Raw genomic sequence first — 19,070 nt, 5'->3', positions numbered from 1 at the left:
TGTTACGAAGGTGACTACTTCGGCAGGGCGCAATGCGCGAGCGCATCCGAGCCGATGGTGCTCAGCCACAGCCGGCCGTCCCGCTCGATCAGCCCGGTGACCTGACCGAAGCGCGGGTGCCGACCGTGGATGCCGGCCACCGGGCCGCCGGAGTCCGGGTCGAAGGCCACCGCCCACACTTCCGAGGGCATCTGGGGTTGAAGGGCCGCGGGCAGTTTCCACATCACCCTGCGCAGCACCGGCGGCCGGGCGGCCAGCCAATCGGCAGGCTTGTTGACCGGGCAGACCAGCGCCACCCAGATCCGGCCGTCGGCGCCGGTGCAGATGTTGTCCGGCATACCCGGCAGGTGCTGTGCCAGCGGTGTCACGGTGCCGGCCTGCGGACCGGTCAGCCAGTACTTCGACAGCCTGCGGGCCTGCGTCTCGGCGAATACCAGCGCCGACCCGTCGGCGGTCACGGTGAGCCCGTTGGCGAAATACAGTCCGCCGGCCAGGGTGTCGACGGTGCCGTCGCTGTTCAGCCGGTACAGGCCGCCGGTGCCGCGGGCGTCCATGATCGCGGCCCTGAACCACTCGTAGTGGTAGTCGCTGGTGGACTCGGTGAAATAGATTGTGCCGTCCTGCGTTTCGGTCACGTTGGAACAGAACCGCAGGGGTCGGCCCCGCGACGCGGAACCGACGCCGTCGACTGGCACGGTGGAGGTCAGGGTAGTCAGCTCGCCGGTGCTGGGTTCCAGGGCCAGCAGTCCGCGGTGGCTGTCGCAGACCAGGATCCGGCCGTCGCGGGCGACGTGCATGCCCAGTGGACGCCCGCCGGTGTCGGCGACCACCGATACCGCACCGTCGGCGCCGAGGCGCACGATACGACCGTCGGTGAGTCCGGTCCACAGCCCGCCCTGAGCGTCGGTCACCACATCTTCGGGTCCGTGTCCGGGTACCGGCACGAGGGTGAGCTCGGGGAGCGGATAGTCGGGCAGCGGGTCCACCGGCGGCGGCTGCCAGCGGACGGGGTTGATGGCGGGTTTCTCAGGCGCGGCCGACACGCTTTCGACGGTAGTCCGGTCTCGGCTTCGGCCGGGCGGGTTTCCCGCCCGGATGTGCCCGATTCGTGGGTGGCTGCGTTGCCGGTCGTAGTTCTAGTTCGTCGTGGCCGCGAAGCGGTCCAGGAGCCAGTGCTGGGAGTAGTCCAGCCACTGGCGGTAGTGGCCCATCGCGCAGTGATCGTCGTCGGGATACAGCAGCAGGGTGGCGTCCGCGGCGGCCCGGGCGAGGTCGCGGCTGTCCTGGGTGCTCATCAGGGTGTCGTGGTCGCCGTTGATCACCAGTAGCGGAATGGTGATGCTGCGGTAGAGATCTCGGATCGACAGCGCTGCGAGCTTGTGCATCAGCTCGATCGGGTGGGCCGCACCGACGGTCTTGGCCAGGGCGTGCAGGATGATCTGCGGCGTGCCCAGTGCACCGCCGTGAAAGGACCGGTGGGTGGGCGCCCCGCAGGCGATGGCGCAGGCCAGCCGGTCGTCGGTGGCGGCCAGGCGGGCGGTCCAGTACCCGCCGAAGCTGACGCCCACCATCGCGATCCGGTCGGCGTCGAGGCGCGGGTCCGCGGCGAGGTGATCGATCACCCGGTGGTACACCGCCTCGGATTCCGGGCGCATCGGATCGGTGTAGGCGTAGCTGCCCGGCATTTCCATCAGGAACATCGCCATGCCCGAATCGCGGTAGCGCAGCTGTGGGACCGCCAGTTCCTGGACGGTGCCCTCCAGCCCGTTGGTCGTCAGCACCACCGGATGAGGGCCCGAGCCGGGCGGCAGGACAAGATAGCCGTGGACGGTGTCGCCGTCGGCGAGCGGGACGTCGATCGGTTCGACGGTGAGGCCCAGCGCCGGCGCGAACGCCGCGATCAACGCGTCGAACAGATGCCGTGATCGCCAGTACGCCCGCGTCCGATGCGGATCGTGCCCGGGGAAGGCGCTGACCTGGTAGTACGTGATCGCTTTCACCCACGCGTCAATCGCGCTGAACGCCAATGTGATTCGTTCACGATCGCCGGTAGGTGCGTACTCGTCGACCACCGCGGTGAGCGCGCGGGTGTCCGGTTGCGGCCCGTGATCGGCGAACAGCGTTGCCGCGGAGGCTATCCACGCGGTCAGTCCGTCGACGTTCTCGGCGGCGGTCGTGGGGCCCGGGTCGCTGAGGTCGGGCACGGCGGCGACGTCGGGTCCGGCCAGGCGGCGCAGCACGTCGGTGGCTCGCCGGGCGTGGGCGTCGGCGATGCGGTTCCAGTAACCGCACCAGCGGTCGCCGCGGAAGGACCGGGCCCCGCGGACCTGCTCGGCGAACAGGGCGTGGTCGAGCCCGCCCATGTTGGCGTAGCGCAGGACGAACAGTGCGGGCAGAAACGGGGCCGCCCCGGTCCACCGTGCCGCCAGATCCGTGGTGCGGGTGACCGCGCACATCGTGACGGCGAGCTTCTGCAGCAGGGGGGCCTCTGCCACGCGGATCTCCTCACTTGGGCGGAACGAGTGTTCCGAAAGTACCATCGCTCTGCGCTACAGTGGAACGTCTGTTCCGCTCCGACGTGAGGATCGATGCTCGGTGAAGCTGCGACGTGTACGCGCCGGTGGTGCCTTGGAGTTGCAGACCCAGGACACCGGTGGCGCGTGGCAGACGACCGACGACGACACCCCGCTCGGCGGGCGGGTCTTCGACAAGGACTGGGAACTCGCCCGCGCCGACGAGCACCTGCGGCACGGCTCGACGTTGTTGCCGTTTCAGCCGGTATCGTTCCGCGACTTCATGCTCTACGAGCAGCACGTGCTGGACGCCAGTCGCGGGCTGGTCCGACGCTTCCATCCGGGGCAGTACCGACTCGTCACGACCGTCGAAGCCCTCACCCGGCGCACGTTCCCGCTGCTCAAACCCAAGCCGCTGTTCTATGCCCAGCCCATGTACTACATGTCCAACGCGATGACGTTCGTACCGTCGGGCACGCCGATCGCCGCGCCGTCCTACACCCGCGCGCTGGATTACGAGTTGGAGATCGGATTCGTGCTGGCGCGTGGCCTGTTCAACGCGACCCCGGCCGAGGCGCTCGATGCGATCGGTGCGTTCGTCGTGCTCAACGATCTCAGCGCCCGCGACGTCCAGCGTGCCGAGATGGACAGCGGGTTCGGTCCGCAAAAGGCCAAGCACTTCGCCAATTCGCTGTCAGAGGTCGCCGTCACCGCCGACGAAATCCTGCCCCGCATCGACACCCTGCGCGGCGCGGTGTCGATCAACGGCTCGACGGTGTCCACGGTGTCCAGCGCCGGCATGCAACACGGTCTGGGCGAGGTCCTCGCACACGCCTCCCGAAGCGAACATCTGCTTCCCGGTGAACTTTTCGGCACCGGCACGCTTCCCGGTGGCAGCGGTATGGAGACCGGGCACTGGCTGCGCCCCGGAGACACCCTGGAATTGTCCATCGACGGTATCGGCAGCATCGAACACACCATCGTCGACTCATGAGCAACTCCGCGTCGGTCGGCCAGGCCCCACGCTCAGTGCGCGAAGCCAACCGCGAGCAGCTACGGGACCGGCTGCTCAACAGTGCCGAAGAACTCTTCGCCGAGCGCGGCTACTTCGGCGTCGGCGTCCGCGACATCACCGAGCGTGCCGGCACCCGCCTGGCCTCGGTCAGTGACCAATTCGGCGGCAAGGAAGGCCTCTTCCGCGCGGTCCTGCTGCGCCGCATCCAACCTCTCAACGACGAGCGCCGCGCCCGCCTGGCAGCACTGCCCGCCCGAGGGAGCGTGGCGCGCCGGCTGCGCGCACTGATCGACGCGTTCACCGAACCCCTGCGTGCGCGAGCCGGTGATCCAGGGTGGGACAACTACTTCCGTTTCATCGCTCAGCTCGCCAACTCCGGACACCCCATCAAACGTCTGGTCGCCGAGGACTACAACGCCATCGCCGCCGACTTCATCGCGGCCTTGCGCTCACTCTTCCCAGCCGCCAACGACGCGGCGATCCACGACGCCTACCTGCACCTGGTCGCGGCCACCTTGCACACCTACGCCAACAACCTGCGCCTGGACAGCCTCACCGCCGGCCGCATGCACGCCCACGACACCGACGAACGCCACAACGCGCTCACACGCTTCGCCGAAGGCGGGATCATCGCGCTGGTGGCGCAGACCTAGGGCGCTCACCACCTCCGGCGGTACTGGCCGGCCCGCATCCGCACGACAAGCTGTTGTGCCAGAAGCGACAACCCGATATAGGCCAGAAGTGATGGTGCGCCGGAGTGCGCAGGGTTCGCGTGCCCGAGAGCGATATGCGAGGCCACGCTGAGCAGCCAGAGCACAACGGTGACGACCGTCCCCTGCCGCGTGAGCGTGCCGTCGAGGACCGATAGCCGCATGCTGTAGGCCCGTGCGGCCGATAACACCAGGCCGACAACCACACTCGCCAACGTGACGGCGACCGTCGCCGAGCCGATGACGTGCTGCGGAAGGCTGCCGATCGTCTGGATCGCACCGATCGCGGTGAGGACGAGGGCACTCGTCAGGCGCTCCCGAACGGGCCGCACCGTGAGCTGGCGGCGCAGCAGCCAGGCCAGGACGAGGATGCCGACCACCGCATCGGCCAGCTCGCCGCGCATCAGGCCACCGAGGCGACGAGTTCCGGTGGCGCGGTGTGGCGTCGATACCACAGCGTCCACGCCAGAAGACCGCCGACCGTGGGCACGCTCATGATGCTGGAGACGAGCGCTGCACGGTCAAGCGGAAGCCACAACGCGATCGGGACCCGCGCCAGGGCCTCCATACAGAGCCCACCGCCCCACACCGCGGTGATTAACCGCCATGTCCGGCGGTACCCGGCGTCCATGCTCCACCTTTGGCGGTGTCCGGCCGCGTCCGCGCCGGCAGAGCGAAGCATGAACTGCCAGGCCAGTGGCGCATGGGAGGCCGCACTGGCCAGAAACGTGATGCCGCCGACCGCGCTCATCATCGAGTCTTTGACCAACAGCAGCCGCACGCTGCCCGTCACCAGTGTCAAGGCGCACCCGCCGAGGAGGGTGGCCAGGACCAACAGGGCGACGCCGTCGATCCGGCGCAGGCGAACCGACATCACGATTGCGCGAATGCCGGTAGCCACTGATGCCGCGACCAGGGCCAGCACCGGGGTTGCGCCCAGGCTGCGGGCGGCCACGTATCCGCTCATACCGGGAGCGGCATCCCAGAACATGTTGGTCACGACAGCGCGCAGGTGGGGTGAGGCATGCATGACACCACCTTGATCCGTTATGCCGCGCGATGGCACCACCGCTGGGTGGAGATGTGGGTGGAGATCGTCGTCGCACCGGTTGGTGAGCTCTGTATCCACATGGTCCGCTGGCACACTGAGGTTGTGACCCTGCGGATGTCGGTGCGTGTCGTTGTGGTGGCACTGACCGCTGCCTTCGCGGTCACCGATATGGCGCGCGGTGTGGGCCTGGCGGCGACGGCGTCGGCGGTCTTCGGTGTGGCGACGTGGTGCGCGGCGATGCCGCGCGCAGTTGCACATCCGTTGTGGCGCTATGGTCTTGGTGCGGCGATCGGTGCGGTGGCGATGTTCGGTGTGCTGTCCGGGTCGGCGGCCGCGACAGTGGCGCTGGCGGTGGCCGTATCGCTGACCGCCGGCGCGTTTCCGGTTAACGGCTTTGCCCTTGCCGCAAGCTGTTCGGTGATCGCGGCGGCTGGCGCGCTCACCTGTCTCGCCCGGACTGCACAACTATCTGACAGCTCGGCCATTGTGGTGCCCGTCGCCGTCGGCGCCATCCTGGGGTTGCGCAGCGTGGAGGTGGCCCGTACGAGCATGCGGCAACGCGAACTCCACGACATCGAATTGCGGGCCGCGGCCGCCGAGGAACGTGCCCGGCTGAGTCGCGACCTGCACGACGTTCTCGCCCACTCACTGGGTGCCCTGGTGATTCAACTGGACGCACTCGGTGTCGTCGCCGAACGGAGTTGTTCGGGCACCGACGTGGTGGGGCGAGTGCGCGCTGCCCGCGCCATGGCAGTCCAGGGGCTCGACGAGGCGCGGCAGGCGGTTCACGATCTGCGCCGATTCACCGAACCGGTGGATGTCGTGGTGGCCCGACTGGCCGATCAGCTGGCCGAGCAGGGGTGGGGCACCTTGCACGTCACGGTCAACGGGACGCCACCCGTGCTGCCGCCTGCCATCACCGATCTACTGGGAACCGTTGCGGTGGAAGGGGTCAGCAATATCTGCCGACACTCGTCTGCCGCCGAGGCGTACGCCGAGGTGCACTACACCGCGGCCGGCGTTGTGTTGTGCTTGCGTAACCGGGCGGCGGAGCCGGGGGCGATGAGCGGTTGGGGATTACGCGGCCTGCGGGAGCGAGCGCAAGCGGTGGGAGCGGAATTGGTCGCCGGCTGGGAGGCCGGGGTGTGGGAATTGCGCTGCGAGGCAACGACATGATCTCCGTCGTCGTCGCCGACGATCAGTCCGCGGTCCGCGAGGGATTGATCACCATTCTCGAGCTGACGGAGGGGATCGTCGTCGTGGCGGGAGCGGCGGATGGGGCCGAGGCCATCGACGCGGTCCGCGAGCACCGGCCCGACGTGTTGCTGTTGGATCTGCAGATGCCGTCGGTGGACGGCCACGCCGTCATCCGAGCACTCTGCGAACATGGCTGCTCGACAAGGATTCTGGTCCTCACCACCTACGGCGACGACGACTCGATCGGCGCGGCGTTGGCGGCCGGTGCTCACGGCTACATCACCAAAGCCGACGGTGCGGCGCAGATCGTGGCTGCCATCCGATCGGCGGCGGCCGGGCAGAGCCCCTTCGGGTCCGAGGCCACCCAGTTTCTGCTGCGCGGCATCCGGTCGCGTCGCAACGCCCAGACCGCCGCACGACGGTACGGGCTCACCGAGCAGGAAGTCCGCGTCCTGCATCTCATTGTCGCCGGCTTGCGCAACCGCGACATCGCAGACGAACTCGTGATCTCGATGGCGACGGTCAAGACTCACATCAACAATCTCTTTGCCAAGATGGGCGTCAGCTCGCGGGAGGAGGCCGTGCGTCTCGTTGCCCCTTGACCGTCATGGCGTGCCGCGACAGGCGAGGGGTTTACCGATCCGTCGGCCACTTGTGCCGGATCGGCGAACGCGAGAACCTCCGGGTTGGTGGTGATGGGCCTTCGCCCGGCCACACACCTCACCCGGAGGTTCTCACACGGTCCGCTACCGACGTCCGTCTACAGGCGGCGTCCGGCCTCGCTGAGCACCCCGTGCAGGATGTCGTAGATCGCGTCGAACTCCTTCTGCCCGCTGATCAGCGGGGGAGCCAGCTGCACCACCGGGTCGCCACGGTCATCGGCGCGGCAGTATAGACCGGCCTCCCACAGGGCGGGGGTCAGGAACCCGCGCAGCAGCCGCTCGGACTCCTCGTCGTTGAAGGTCTCCTTGGTGGTCTTGTCCTTGACCAGCTCGATGCCGTAGAAGAAGCCCTCGCCGCGGACGTCACCGACGATGGGCAGGTCGTACAGCTTCTCCAGGGTGGCCTTGAACACCGGTGCCTGTTCCTTGACGTGGGCGTTGATGCCCTCGCGCTCGAAGATGTCCAGGTTGGCCAGCGCGACCGCCGACGACACCGGGTGCCCGCCGAAGGTGTAGCCGTGCCCGAACACCGTCTTGCCGTCGTTGAACGGCTCGAACAGTCGGTCGCTGGCGATCATCGCACCGATCGGGGAGTAGCCCGAGGTCAAACCCTTTGCGCTGGTGATGATGTCGGGAACGTAGCCGAAATCGTCGCAGGCGAACATGGACCCGATGCGGCCGTAGGCGCAGATCACCTCGTCGGAAACCAACAGCACGTCGTACTCGTCGCAGATCTCGCGGACCCGCTCGAAGTATCCCGGCGGCGGCGGGAAGCAACCCCCGGCGTTCTGCACCGGCTCCAGGAACACCGCGGCGACGGTGTCCGGGCCCTCGAACTCGATGGCCTCGGCGATGCGGTCGGCGCAGTACTGCCCGAACGCCTTCTCGTCGTGCGCGTAGACCTCCGGCGCCCGGTAGAAGTTGGTGTTCGGTGCCCGGAAACCGCCCGGGGTGAGCGGCTCGAACGGCGCCTTGAAGGCCGGGATGCCGGTGATGGCCAGCGCGCCCTGCGGGGTGCCGTGGTAGGCGATCGAACGCGAAACCACCTTGTGCTTACCGGGTTTGCCGGTCAGCTTGAAATACTGCTTGGCCAGTTTCCAGGCGCTCTCCACCGCTTCGCCGCCGCCGGTGGTGAAGAAGACGCGGTTCAGGTCGCCCGGTGCGTAGTTCGCGATCCGCTCGGCCAACTCGATGGCCGTCGGCGTGGCGTAGGACCACAAGGGGAAGAAGGCCAGCTGCTCGGCTTGGCGGGCCGCCGCGGCGGCCAGTTCCTCGCGGCCGTGTCCGACCTGCACCACGAACAGGCCCGAGAGCCCGTCGATGTAACTGCGGCCCTGGTCGTCGAAAATCCGCACACCCTCGCCGCGGGTGATGATGGGCGGATTGATATCGGCACCGTGCCGGGCGAAATGGCCCCACAGGTGGCGTTTGGCCTTGGCGGCCAGATCTGTCGAAATAGATTGCGCTACATCAGTAGTCGTCATCGCGTGCCCCAATTGTATTGCTGTTTGACAAGTTTGAGATAGACAAGAGTCTCGGTTGATATCACCCCTGGGACGGCACGGATCTTGGTGTTGAGCAGGTCGAGGAGGTCGTCATCGTCCTCGCAGACCACTTCGATGATGGCGTCGAAGGTGCCGGCCGTCAGTACCACGTAGTCCACCGATTCGATGGCGGCGATCTTGTCGGCCACCTTGGTGGTGTCGCCGGTGCACCGGATGCCGATCATGGCCTGGCGGGCGAAGCCCAGTTGCATCGGGTCGGTGACCGCGACGATCTGCATGACGCCCGCGTCGACCATGCGCTGGACGCGTTGGCGCACCGCGGCTTCCGAGAGGCCGACGGCCTTGCCGATCCCGGCGTAGGACCGCCTGCCGTCCTGCTGCAGCTTCTCGATGATCGACTTGGACAATTCGTCGAGCTGGAACGCCGCCCCCGGACGGGACTGATTGATTCGCAGGGAGACGGCGGATACGCCGGGCTGTGAATCTGGGTTCGACATGGTGACGATTGTGCACGGAATCCGTAGTTTGGGGCAACCATTTCCATTAAATCGCGCGTTTTTCATGTCTCCGACCGGTGGAATGCGCAGCAGTCCTCGGGTAGCGTATGAGCTCGTGACCACCACCCAAACCTCCGTTGTCGCTGGTAGCTGGATCAACGGCGTGGCGGTGCAGACGGGCGGGCAGCCCTTCGCGGTGATCAGCCCCGCCACCGGTGAGGTGGTGGCGAGCTACACGCTGGCCACCCCCGCCGATGTGGATGCCGCCGTCGCCGCCGCCCGCGCCGCCCAACCCGGCTGGGCCAAGGCCGCGCCGGTGGAGCGGGCCGGCGTGCTGGCCAAGCTCGCCGAACTGATGGAGGCCAACGCGGCCACCTTCATCGCCGAGGAAGTGGCCCAGTGCGGGAAGCCGGTGCGGCTGGCCACCGAGTTCGACATCCCGGGCAGCGTCGACAACGTGGCCTTCTTCGCCGGTGCGGCGCGGCATTTGGAAGGCAAGGCGGCCGCCGAGTATTCGGCCGATCACACCTCCAGCATCCGGCGTGAGGCCGTCGGCGTGGTCGCCACCATCACCCCGTGGAACTATCCGCTGCAAATGGCGGTGTGGAAGGTCATCCCCGCGCTGGCCGCCGGCTGCGCCGTCGTCATCAAACCGGCCGAGATCACCCCGTTGACCACGCTCACGCTGGCGCGGATCGCCGCCGAGGCGGGGCTGCCGGCCGGGGTGCTCAACGTCGTCACCGGGGCCGGGGCCGATGTCGGCACCGCGCTGGCCGGGCACCGCGACGTCGACGTCGTGACCTTCACCGGGTCGACGGCGGTCGGCCGCAAGGTGATGGCGGCCGCCGCCGTGCACGGCCACCGCACCCAGCTGGAACTGGGCGGCAAGGCGCCGTTCGTGGTGTTCGACGACGCCGACCTGGACGCGGCCATCCAGGGCGCGGTCGCCGGGGCGCTGATCAACACCGGCCAGGACTGCACGGCGGCCACCCGCGCGATCGTGGCTCGCGATCTCTACGACGACTTCGTCGCCGGGGTGGGCGAGGTGATGAGCAAGATCGTGGTCGGCGACCCGCACGATCCCGACACCGATCTGGGCCCGCTGATCACCACCGCGCACCGCGACAAGGTGGCCGGCATGGTCTCCCGGGCACCCGCTCAGGGCGGGCGCATCGTCACCGGCGGCGTCATCCCGGATCTGCCCGGGTCGTTCTACCGGCCGACGCTGATCGCCGATGTCGCAGAGGATTCCGAGATCTACCGGGACGAGGTCTTCGGTCCGGTGCTGACCGTGCGCGCCTTCACCGACGACGATGACGCCCTACGGCAGGCCAACGACACCGACTATGGGTTGGCCGCTTCGGCCTGGACCCGTGATGTCTACCGGGCGCAGCGCGCGTCCCGCGAGATCAACGCCGGCTGTGTGTGGATCAACGATCACATCCCGATCATCTCGGAGATGCCGCACGGCGGTGTCGGGGCGTCCGGGTTCGGCAAGGATATGAGCGACTACTCGTTCGAGGAATACCTGACCATCAAACACGTGATGAGCGATATCACCGGGGTGGCCGACAAGGCCTGGCACCGAACGATTTTCACGAAGCGCTGAGCGCCGGCGCGGCGATTACCGTGATCGCGATGGCCGCCACCCGGGTGTGGTTGCCGGTGTAGTCGAAGATCGTGGTGCCCTGGTGGTAGTGGTTGCCGCTGTCGGTGGCACCGATGTACACCGTGTCGGTGCCGCTGTACCCGGGGGTGGCCAGATAGGTGAACGTCCCGTCGAGGTTCTTGGTGAATGCCACGCCGGTGATGGTGCTGGTGGAGATCGGATCCCCGTCGTAGTCGCTGACGTCGACGGCGAGATCCACGGCGACGTACCCGTCGTCGGTCCAGCGGGTACCCAGGATCCGGACCGCGTCGATATCCGGCGCGGTGTTGTCGAAGATCGCCTCCAGCTTGCGGTAGCCGTTCCAGATCGCTTGTAACACCGGGTTGTTGGTGTGGCCTGGCTCGGGGTTGAACCCGAACGCCCCCAGTGCGTTGAGCACGAACGTCCGCAGCGGTGAGGACGGTCGGCTCGGCGCCGGGTTGACCTTGGTGATGGTCGCGATCACCGCCGGAAGTTCGGTCGCCGACGCCGTCAGTGGGGTGGGGGCCGGTCCGTCGGTGTCGACGATGACCGGATCACCGGCGATATCGGGTTTTGCGGCGGTGGGCAGGCTGGTGTGCACCGCCGCCGCGGTGATGGCGGGGCGCTTGGCGTCGAAGAGCGTTTCGATGCGCCGGTATCCTGCCCAGATCGCTTCCAACAGTGGGTTGTTGGTGTGACCGGGCACCGGGTTGGGACTGAACCCGAACACCCCCAACACACCGAGGACCAGCGTGCGGACGCCGGGAGCCGGCGTGCTCTGCGTGGGCGCGACCGCGGCGGTGAGGGCAGTGGCCGTGCTCGCCACGGTGACCTGACCCGCCGTGTTGCCCGCGGCCGCCACCGGTGCCGGCGAGCGTTCGGCGGCCGGGGTGTCCGACGTCTGCGGCTCCTTGGCAGGGGGCGGCGCCGACGTGTCGCGCACCGCCGCGGTCTTGACCGAGCCGACCCGGGTGGCGGCCCGCTTGGTGTCGCGGCGGGTGTGCCGCGTGGTGCGGTGATCCGGGCGCGCGTTGGCCTGGTCCTCGGGGTTCTTGGTGCTCTCGGGTTGTTCGTCACCGGTCTGCTCTTGCGCCGTGGGCGTGCCGGCCGGCCCGGCCGGTGCGGTCCCCGTCGTTGTCCCACCGGAGGCCGTCGACGGTCTCGGACCCGTCCCGTCACCGGAGCCGCCGGCATCGGCACCACCACCGGCGTCGCCGGCCGACGACGAGCCGCCGGATGCGCCGTCGTCGGCCCACGCGACCTGTGGAAAGGTGAGCGCGCTGCCGATACCCACGGCCACGGCCAGCGCCCCCACCCGACCCATATGTCTCGAACCGTCCACCAGCCATGACGATTTGGTCGGTCGGGACATGCGCCACCTATTCAGTCGCTGCGAGACGGGGATTCGGCATGACGATAACGTCAAATTTCGGGTGCTGTCTGTCCGTCAATGGTGTGACGCGGCGTGTAGACGGAATCGGTCAGGATTTGCTGAACTCTTCGCCCGTCTCCGGGTTGATGGCCCGCTCGCCGCGCGGCAGATTGGACAGATCCGGGGCGATGACGGTGGGCATGTCGCCGGAATCCGGCAGGCCGAATCGCGGTTCGACCGCGGCCTGGTCACCGACGGTCTCCAGCACCAGGTCGTGGCTGCGGCGCGGCAGCGTGATGCCCTTGAAGAAGCCGGGTGCCATGACCCGCCAGACCAGCATCAGGATCAGTCCCAGCACCAGCGCGCCGATGCCGACCACAGCCACGGCACCGAACCCGAAGATGGTGACGTTGTTGCCGTCGTCGTCGGTCAGCCAGTCCGGCTTGGCGTACTGGATCAGGCCGTAGACGAACACCACCAGCAGGATGGTGCCGCCGAGCAGCGGGACGACACCGCGCATCATCAGGTCACGAACGTTGCGGGTCAACGTCTTTCGGTAGAACCACACACAGGCGAAGCCGGTCAGGCCGTAGTAGAACGCGATCATCAGGCCCACCGAACCGATGAGTGCCGTCAGCAGGTTGGTGCTGATCACCGTGAACAGCACGTAGAACACGGCGCTGACGATGCCCATCGCGATCGTCGAGGTGGTGGGGGTCAGATAGGTGCGGTGGATCTTCGCGAACGAACCCGGCAGCGCCTTGTACACGCCCATCGACAGCGTGGTGCGCGCGGTGGGCAGGATGGTGGTCTGGGTGGACGCCGACGCCGAGGTCAGGATCGACGCCGAGAGCAGCAGCATGCCGACATGGCCGAGAACGCTGTCCCCGAACAGATCCGGGCCGATCGCGGCGAACACGTCGGCGGAGTTCTCCGGGTTGCCCAGGCCGATACCGTCTGTGCCGACGCCGGCGAAGGCCACGGCCGCGACGCTCACCAGGGCGTAGGTGGCCAGCAGCAGGAAGGTGGAGATGACGGCGGCCCGGCCCGGCGTGCGTCCGGGGTCGTCGGATTCCTCGTTGCACGCCACCGCGGTGTCCCAGCCCCAGTAGATGAAGATGGTGGTCAGCACCGCGGGGGCGATGACGGTGCCGAAATCCAGCCCGCCGGGCCAGAACCAGGACAGCGACGGCAGCAGCGAGTAGTCCTCGGCGTTGTGGGTGTACACCTTGATCAGGGCCACCACCGAGAGCGCGATCAGCACCACCACCTCGATGCCCAGCAGGGCGTACTGCAGCCGGGCCGACACCTCGATGCCGCGGTAGCAGATGTAGGTCATCACCGCGATCCAGATGACGCCCGCGACCGTCGACCACAACGTGCTGCCGGCCAGCGTGGCGGCCGACTGCCAGCCGAGATCACCGGCGAAGGTGAACGAGTACGAGCCGGCGATCTGGGCCAGGTTTGCCATCACGATGACGTCGGCGGCGATGATGCCCCAGCCGCCCAGCCAGCCCACCACCGGCCCGAATGCCCGCGAGGCCCAGGTGAAGGTGGTGCCACAATCCGGCTCGGCCTTGTTCAGCTCCTGGTAGGCCACCGCGATGAGGTACATCGGGATGAACGAGATCAACACGATGGCGGGGGCTTTCACGCCGGACAGCAATGCGCCGCCGCTGGCGATGATGAGACCGAGGGTGGCCGCCAGGCTGTAGGCCGGGGCGGTCGAGGCCATCCCGACGACGATGCTGGACAACAGGCCAAGCGCACCGCCCTTGAGGCCCTTGCTCTCGACGGCGGCGCCGCCCGGTTCCAGGGTGAGTTCGCCCTTGCTCATCGCTTCTCCCTGCTGATTGCCTACAAAATTCAAACGAAGAATACGGTTTCAGTCGTTTGGATGCATGTCAACAACGAAATTAGTTTTCGCGGGTGTCCGACGGTGGCCGGCTGCGGACTAGTGTTGTCCCGTGACCACCGCGGCGCGCGCCGACGAATTCGAGGCGCTGCGTCCGCACCTGCTGGCCGTCGCCTACCGGCTCACCGGGACCTATGCGGACGCCGAGGACATCGTCCAGGATTCCTGGCTGCGCTGGCACCGGACCGACACCCACATCGCCGATCTGCGGGCGTGGCTGACCACGGTGGTGAGCCGGCTCGCGCTGGACCGGTTGCGCTCGGCCGCGCACCGGCGGGAGGCCTACGTCGGTGAGTGGTTGCCCGAACCGGTGGTGACCGGTTTTCAGACGGGTTCGGCCGATCCCGTCGACCCGCTGGCCGCCGTGGTGGCGGCCGACGACGCGCGGTTCGCGGCGATGGTGGTGTTGGAGCGGTTGACCCCCGATCAGCGGGTGGCGTTCGTGCTGCACGACGGATTCGCGGTGCCGTTCGACGAGATCGCCGACATCCTCGGCGTCAGCGCCGCCGGCGCCAGGCAGCTGGCGTCCCGGGCGCGGCGCGCCGCCGCATCGGCACCGCCGCCGGACCCGGCGCACCCCGAGATCGTCGGCAGGCTCATGGCGGCCATGGCCGACGGTGACATGGCCGCCGTCGTCGCGCTGCTACATCCCGAGGTCACCTTCACCGGCGACGCCAACCGGCGTGCCCCCACCGCCGCGCGGGTCATCGCCGGCTCCGACAAGGTGGCACGCTTTCTCTTCGGGCTGGCCAAACGCTATGGGCCGAACTGGCTTTCGGCTAATCAGCTGGCACTGGTCAACGGTGACCTGGGCAGCTACACGCCCGGCCTGCCGGCGGCCGACGGGTACCCCGAGCTGGCGCCGCGGGTCACGGTGATGACCGTGCGCGACGGACTGGTCTGTGCGGTATGGGATATCGCCAATCCCGACAAGTTCACCGCATCGCCGTTGCGACCACGGGTCACTGCGGGGCCTCGGACGGCGTCTCGGGGTTGAGCCACGGCACCCGGCACGCGTCGCCGGAGCCGAAGCCCTGCTCGGTGATGCCGAGGGCCGAGTACATCCGTGCCCGCATGTTCTCCACCCCAATCTGGTAGGTCAACTCGATCACGCCGGCATCACCGAAGCGTGCCCGCAGATCGGCCACCTGCTCATCGGTGACACGATGCGGGTCGGTGGTCATGGCGTCCGCGTAGGCGATGGCCGCTCGTTCGTCGTCGTCGAACGCCGGCGACGTGGCGTAGTCGTCGATGGCCGTGAGCCGGTCCACGTCGAGGTTCTCCAGCCGCATCAACATGGAGCCGAAATCCACACACCACGAGCAGCCGACGGTCCGCGCGGTCCAGAACACCGCGAGTTCGCGAACACTGGCCGGCAGCGTCGTGGACCCGCGCTGTAACAACGTTTCGTGCACGGCGTTGGCGACCAGCAGGCGCGGGTGGTGGGCGGCAACGGTGAACGGTTCGGGCACCTCGCCGAACCGCCGCTTGGCGTAGCGGTACATGATCCGGGTCAGCGGGCCGGTCTTCTTCGGGGGTAGTGGAGCAATTCTCGTCGTCATATCTGTCAGACGACGTAGCCCGGCCACATGTGACAGTCCCTAGCCGCGCCCGGGCGATCCGGTCGGTATCGGCGGCGCGATCGACCAGATCACCTCGCTCTCGCCGGGATCGGCGTTCTCCCAGGCGTGCGGCGACCGGGCCGAGAAGGTATAGCAGTCGCCGGCGCCGAGCACCATGTCCTGGCCGTCGACCGCCAGCCGCAGCCGGCCGCGGACCACGACGGCGACGATGGTCTTGGAATCCAGGGTGTACGCGCCACCGGATCCGCCGCCCGGTTGCAGCACGGTGCGCATCACCTGCACGTGCCGCTCGGTGGCCGGGGTCAGCAGGTACTCGCGGATGCCACTGCCACCCATCTCCAGCGGTGCGCCGTGACCGCTGCGCACCATCGCCGAATCGGGGAAGTCGAACAGCGCGCCCACCGAGACCCCGAGGATGTCGCATACGCGCAGTAGGTTCGGCACGGACACCGCCGTCTGACCGCGTTCGACCAGGCTGAGGAAGCCCTTGGTCAGTTCGGCTGCGGAGGCGACCGCATCCAGGGTCAGGCCGCGCTCCTGCCGTATCGCGCGCAACTTCGGACCCAGCCGGGTCATCTTCGAGTCGACGTCGGAAGTCCGCGCCGCGCCGGCGGTCTGGCTTCGTGGCATGGGCCCCTCCCGGCGGCCGCCGGCCGTCTCAGGCGCGGTGGTGGTGTGACAAGCCTTGCAGCGCGCAGTTTAGCGGGATATAACTTCGACCAAAGTTTTGTGTCATTAAACAGGTGAGGACGGCCCATGAGTCAGACCGGCCACCGGGACGGGCGCACCGTGCGCGCATCGGTGTTCACCGAACCGGGCACACCGGTGGCCATCGTCGACGTGCAGCTGGCCCCGCCCGGACCCGGCGAGGTGGAGGTCGCCATCGCCGGTGCCGGCGTGTGCCATTCCGACCTGCACGTCGTCAAGGGGGAGTGGGACGTGCCCGCCCCGGTTGTGTTGGGCCACGAGGGATCCGGGGTGGTGACCGCGCTCGGCGCGGGCGTGACGGGGCTGGAGATCGGCGATCATGTCGTGCTGTCCTGGGTGCCGGGTTGCGGCGGCTGCCGGCAGTGCGAACTCGGCCGGCCGTGGCAGTGCGAGGTGGCCGCGAACGTCGTCGCCGCCGGCGGCGTGTTGTTCGACGGCACCAGCCGATGGAGCCGCGACGGCGCACCGCTGCACCACTACCTCGGCGTGTCGTCGTTCGCCGAGCGGGTGGTGGTGCCGGCCTCCGGGGCGGTACGGATCCGTCGGGATGCGCCGCTGGACGTGGTCGCCCTGGTCGGCTGCGCGGTGGCCACCGGCGTCGGCGCGGTGCGCAACACCGCCGGCGTCGAGGAAGGTGCCACGGTGGCCGTCATCGGCTGCGGCGGCGTCGGGCTGTCCTGTATCCAGGGCGCGCGGCTGGCCAAGGCCGGCCGCATCGTCGCCGTCGACATCGACGCGGCCAAGCTGGAGCACGCCCGCCGGCTCGGTGCCACCGACACCGTGGACTCCTCGGCCACCGACGCCGTCCAAGCGCTGAAAGCCCTTGTGCCGGAGGGTCTCGACTACATCTTCGATGCCATCGGCAAGATCGTCACCACCGAACAGGCCATCGCCGCGCTCGGACTCGGCGGGGCCGCCGTCATCGTCGGCCTGCCGCCGACCGGGTCCACGGCACGGTTCGACCCGCTCGTGCTCGCCGAAGCCAACCAGCGCATCCTCGGGTCCAACTACGGCTCGGTCGACCCGCAGCGCGATATCCCGGCCCTGGTCGACCTGTACATGGACGGTGAGCTCGACCTGGATTCGTTGGTCTCCGGCCGTCGCCCCCTGGAGGCGGCGCAGGACGCGCTGGACGATCTGGCCGCCGGCGGCGCGCTGCGCACCCTGCTGGTGCCCTCGCTGGCGGCCCCGCAATGACCGAACCGCTGTCCACCGCGCCGCTGAAATTCCGCGATCCGGTGGCGGCGGGGCGCGCGGGCACGTATGCAGAAGACAGCTCATCCGACGAACACAACCAGGAGTGATTTTTCATGGCGCAGTACGCAGTGGTCGATCCCGCATCCGGTGAGGTGCTCCGCGAGTACCCCACGGCGACCGACGCTCAGATCGAGCAGGCGCTGTCCGCGGCGGCCGGCGCCTACCGGGACTGGTCCAAGAACTCGACGCTGGAAGACCGCGTCGCACTGATCCGCAAGGTGGCCGCGCTGCACAACGAGCGCCGCGACGAACTCGCCGCCATCATCGTGCGCGAGATGGGCAAGCCCCTGGACCAGGCCACCGGCGAGGTCGAATTCAGTGCCGCCATCTACGAGTTCTACGCCGACAACGCCGCCACGTTCCTCGCCGACGAACCCATCGAGCTGCTCGACGGCGAGGGGTCCGCGCTGATCCGGCGCGGCCCGGTGGGTGTGCTGCTGGGCATCATGCCGTGGAACTACCCGTACTACCAGGTGGCGCGGTTCGCCGGCCCCAACCTGACACTCGGCAACACCATCGTGCTCAAGCACGCGCCGCAGTGCCCGGAGTCGGCGGCGGCCATCCAGCAGATCTTCGACGACGCCGGCTACCCCGAAGGTGCCTACGTCAACATCTATGCGACCAACGAGCAGGTCGCCGGAATCATCGCCGACCCACGCGTACAAGGGGTTTCGCTCACCGGTTCGGAGCGGGCGGGGGCGGCGGTCGCCGAGATCGCCGGCCGCAACCTGAAGAAGGTGGTGCTCGAGCTCGGCGGGTCCGATCCGTTCATCGTGCTGTCCTCCGACGATATGGACGCCACCGTCGAGGCGGCCGTGGCGGGCCGGTTCGAGAACACCGGGCAGGCCTGTAACGCGGCCAAGCGGTTCATCGTCGCCGAGCAGGTGTACGACGAGTTCCTGGACAAGTTCACCGCCAAGGTGCTCGAGCAGCGCGACGGGCTGGCCCCGTTGTCGTCGGAGGCCGCCGCGCAGCGGCTCGCCGAGCAGGTCGAGCGTGCGGTGGCCGGCGGGGCGACGCTGACCACCGAGGGTGAACGCCGGGGTGCGCACTTCCCGCCCGGCGTGTTGACCGGTGTGCCAACGGATTTCCGTGAGGAGCTGTTCGGGCCGGTGGCCATCGTCTACAAAGCGGCATCCGAGGACGAGGCCGTCGAGCTGGCCAACGACACCCCGTTCGGGCTGGGCTCGTACGTGTTCACCACCGACGACGAGCAGGCGGCCAGGGTCGCCGACAAGATCGACGCCGGCATGGTGTTCGTCAACGTCGTCGGCGCCGACGGTGTCGAGCTGCCCTTCGGTGGGGTCAAACGATCCGGTTTCGGGCGCGAACTCGGCCGCTACGGCATCGACGAATTCGTCAACAAGAAGCTGATCCGCAAGGGGTAGTCCCCGAGACGAACGTGAGCTTGGGTGCGAGATCCGGTTCGGATCTCGCACCCAAGCTCACATTGGG

Annotated in this window: 17 protein-coding genes and 1 pseudogene; 8 read left to right on the top strand and 10 right to left on the bottom strand. The window is 68.3% G+C overall.

Annotated features, from left to right (window positions below; translation table 11 throughout):
* Positions 1-14: 14 nt before the first annotated feature.
* On the bottom strand, positions 15-1,043 hold the full coding sequence (locus tag AWB94_RS08285; protein WP_062659817.1) for an SMP-30/gluconolactonase/LRE family protein: 1,029 nt from the start codon (positions 1,041-1,043) through the stop codon (positions 15-17).
* 93 nt (positions 1,044-1,136) lie between these two features.
* A complete protein-coding gene (locus AWB94_RS08280; protein ID WP_064961419.1) occupies positions 1,137-2,495 on the bottom strand; it encodes an alpha/beta hydrolase family protein in 1,359 nt (452 codons plus the stop codon).
* Positions 2,496-2,595: 100 nt separating this feature from the next.
* Here AWB94_RS08280 and AWB94_RS08275 point away from each other — a divergent pair, with 100 nt between their 5' ends.
* Positions 2,596-3,507, top strand: coding sequence for a fumarylacetoacetate hydrolase family protein (locus AWB94_RS08275; RefSeq protein WP_062659815.1), 912 nt, complete (start codon positions 2,596-2,598; stop codon positions 3,505-3,507).
* On the top strand, positions 3,504-4,181 hold the full coding sequence (locus tag AWB94_RS08270; protein ID WP_062659814.1) for a TetR/AcrR family transcriptional regulator: 678 nt from the start codon (positions 3,504-3,506) through the stop codon (positions 4,179-4,181). Before AWB94_RS08275 ends, AWB94_RS08270 begins: the two co-directional genes overlap by 4 nt.
* Before the next feature lie 5 nt (positions 4,182-4,186).
* Here the strand turns inward: AWB94_RS08270 and AWB94_RS08265 are convergent, their stop codons facing one another.
* Positions 4,187-4,642, bottom strand: a complete 456-nt coding sequence (locus AWB94_RS08265; RefSeq protein ID WP_062659813.1) for a hypothetical protein — start codon at positions 4,640-4,642, stop codon at positions 4,187-4,189.
* The gene (locus AWB94_RS08260) at positions 4,642-5,268 is read right to left on the bottom strand and encodes a VC0807 family protein (protein WP_062659812.1); all 627 of its coding nucleotides are present in this window, start codon (positions 5,266-5,268) and stop codon (positions 4,642-4,644) included. The genes AWB94_RS08265 and AWB94_RS08260 overlap by 1 nt, the downstream gene beginning before the upstream one ends.
* Here AWB94_RS08260 and AWB94_RS08255 point away from each other — a divergent pair.
* Positions 5,263-6,465: a sensor histidine kinase gene (locus AWB94_RS08255; protein ID WP_062659811.1), complete on the top strand. Its 1,203-nt coding sequence runs from the start codon at positions 5,263-5,265 to the stop codon at positions 6,463-6,465. The genes AWB94_RS08260 and AWB94_RS08255 overlap by 6 nt on opposite strands.
* On the top strand, positions 6,435-7,088 hold the full coding sequence (locus AWB94_RS08250; RefSeq protein WP_234811662.1) for a response regulator: 654 nt from the start codon (positions 6,435-6,437) through the stop codon (positions 7,086-7,088). Before AWB94_RS08255 ends, AWB94_RS08250 begins: the two co-directional genes overlap by 31 nt.
* Positions 7,089-7,246: 158 nt before the next feature.
* Here AWB94_RS08250 and AWB94_RS08245 read toward each other — a convergent pair whose 3' ends face one another.
* Both AWB94_RS08245 and AWB94_RS08240 read right to left on the bottom strand, forming a co-directional pair.
* On the bottom strand, positions 7,247-8,632 hold the full coding sequence (locus AWB94_RS08245; protein WP_062659809.1) for an aspartate aminotransferase family protein: 1,386 nt from the start codon (positions 8,630-8,632) through the stop codon (positions 7,247-7,249).
* Complete coding sequence (locus AWB94_RS08240; RefSeq protein WP_062659808.1) at positions 8,629-9,150, bottom strand: Lrp/AsnC family transcriptional regulator; 522 nt, start codon at positions 9,148-9,150, stop codon at positions 8,629-8,631. Before AWB94_RS08240 ends, AWB94_RS08245 begins: the two co-directional genes overlap by 4 nt.
* Before the next feature lie 115 nt (positions 9,151-9,265).
* Between AWB94_RS08240 and AWB94_RS08235 the strand changes: the two genes are divergently transcribed.
* A complete protein-coding gene (locus AWB94_RS08235; RefSeq protein WP_234811661.1) occupies positions 9,266-10,759 on the top strand; it encodes a gamma-aminobutyraldehyde dehydrogenase in 1,494 nt (497 codons plus the stop codon).
* Here the strand turns inward: AWB94_RS08235 and AWB94_RS08230 are convergent.
* Positions 10,746-12,152, bottom strand: coding sequence for an Ig-like domain-containing protein (locus tag AWB94_RS08230; RefSeq protein ID WP_131805445.1), 1,407 nt, complete (start codon positions 12,150-12,152; stop codon positions 10,746-10,748). The genes AWB94_RS08235 and AWB94_RS08230 overlap by 14 nt on opposite strands.
* 109 nt (positions 12,153-12,261) lie before the next feature.
* The gene (locus tag AWB94_RS08225) at positions 12,262-13,989 is read right to left on the bottom strand and encodes an APC family permease (protein ID WP_062659805.1); all 1,728 of its coding nucleotides are present in this window, start codon (positions 13,987-13,989) and stop codon (positions 12,262-12,264) included.
* Between the two features lie 130 nt (positions 13,990-14,119).
* Here AWB94_RS08225 and sigJ point away from each other — a divergent pair, with 130 nt between their 5' ends.
* Positions 14,120-15,064 (top strand): RNA polymerase sigma factor SigJ, encoded by a 945-nt coding sequence (gene sigJ, locus AWB94_RS08220; RefSeq protein WP_062659804.1) that lies wholly within the window; start codon positions 14,120-14,122, stop codon positions 15,062-15,064.
* Here sigJ and AWB94_RS08215 read toward each other — a convergent pair.
* Together AWB94_RS08215 and AWB94_RS08210 are read right to left on the bottom strand one after the other, a co-directional pair.
* Positions 15,030-15,644, bottom strand: a pseudogene (locus tag AWB94_RS08215) (carboxymuconolactone decarboxylase family protein); the annotation flags it as partial. The gene sigJ and the pseudogene AWB94_RS08215 overlap by 35 nt on opposite strands.
* Positions 15,645-15,668: 24 nt before the next feature.
* Positions 15,669-16,280, bottom strand: coding sequence for a helix-turn-helix domain-containing protein (locus AWB94_RS08210; RefSeq protein ID WP_234811660.1), 612 nt, complete (start codon positions 16,278-16,280; stop codon positions 15,669-15,671).
* Between the two features lie 126 nt (positions 16,281-16,406).
* Between AWB94_RS08210 and AWB94_RS08205 the strand changes: the two genes are divergently transcribed.
* Positions 16,407-17,555 carry a Zn-dependent alcohol dehydrogenase gene (locus AWB94_RS08205; protein WP_109762627.1) on the top strand — a complete coding sequence of 383 codons (1,149 nt, stop codon included), beginning with the start codon at positions 16,407-16,409 and terminating at the stop codon, positions 17,553-17,555.
* Between the two features lie 113 nt (positions 17,556-17,668).
* Positions 17,669-19,003 (top strand): NAD-dependent succinate-semialdehyde dehydrogenase, encoded by a 1,335-nt coding sequence (locus AWB94_RS08200; RefSeq protein WP_062659802.1) that lies wholly within the window; start codon positions 17,669-17,671, stop codon positions 19,001-19,003.
* Positions 19,004-19,070 lie beyond the last annotated feature (67 nt).

The organism is Mycolicibacterium canariasense (genome assembly GCF_002101555.1).
Lineage (GTDB): Bacteria > Actinomycetota > Actinomycetes > Mycobacteriales > Mycobacteriaceae > Mycobacterium > Mycobacterium canariasense.
The sequence above is the reverse complement of the archived record's forward strand: the minus strand, read 5'-3'. Positions and strand labels throughout refer to the sequence as shown.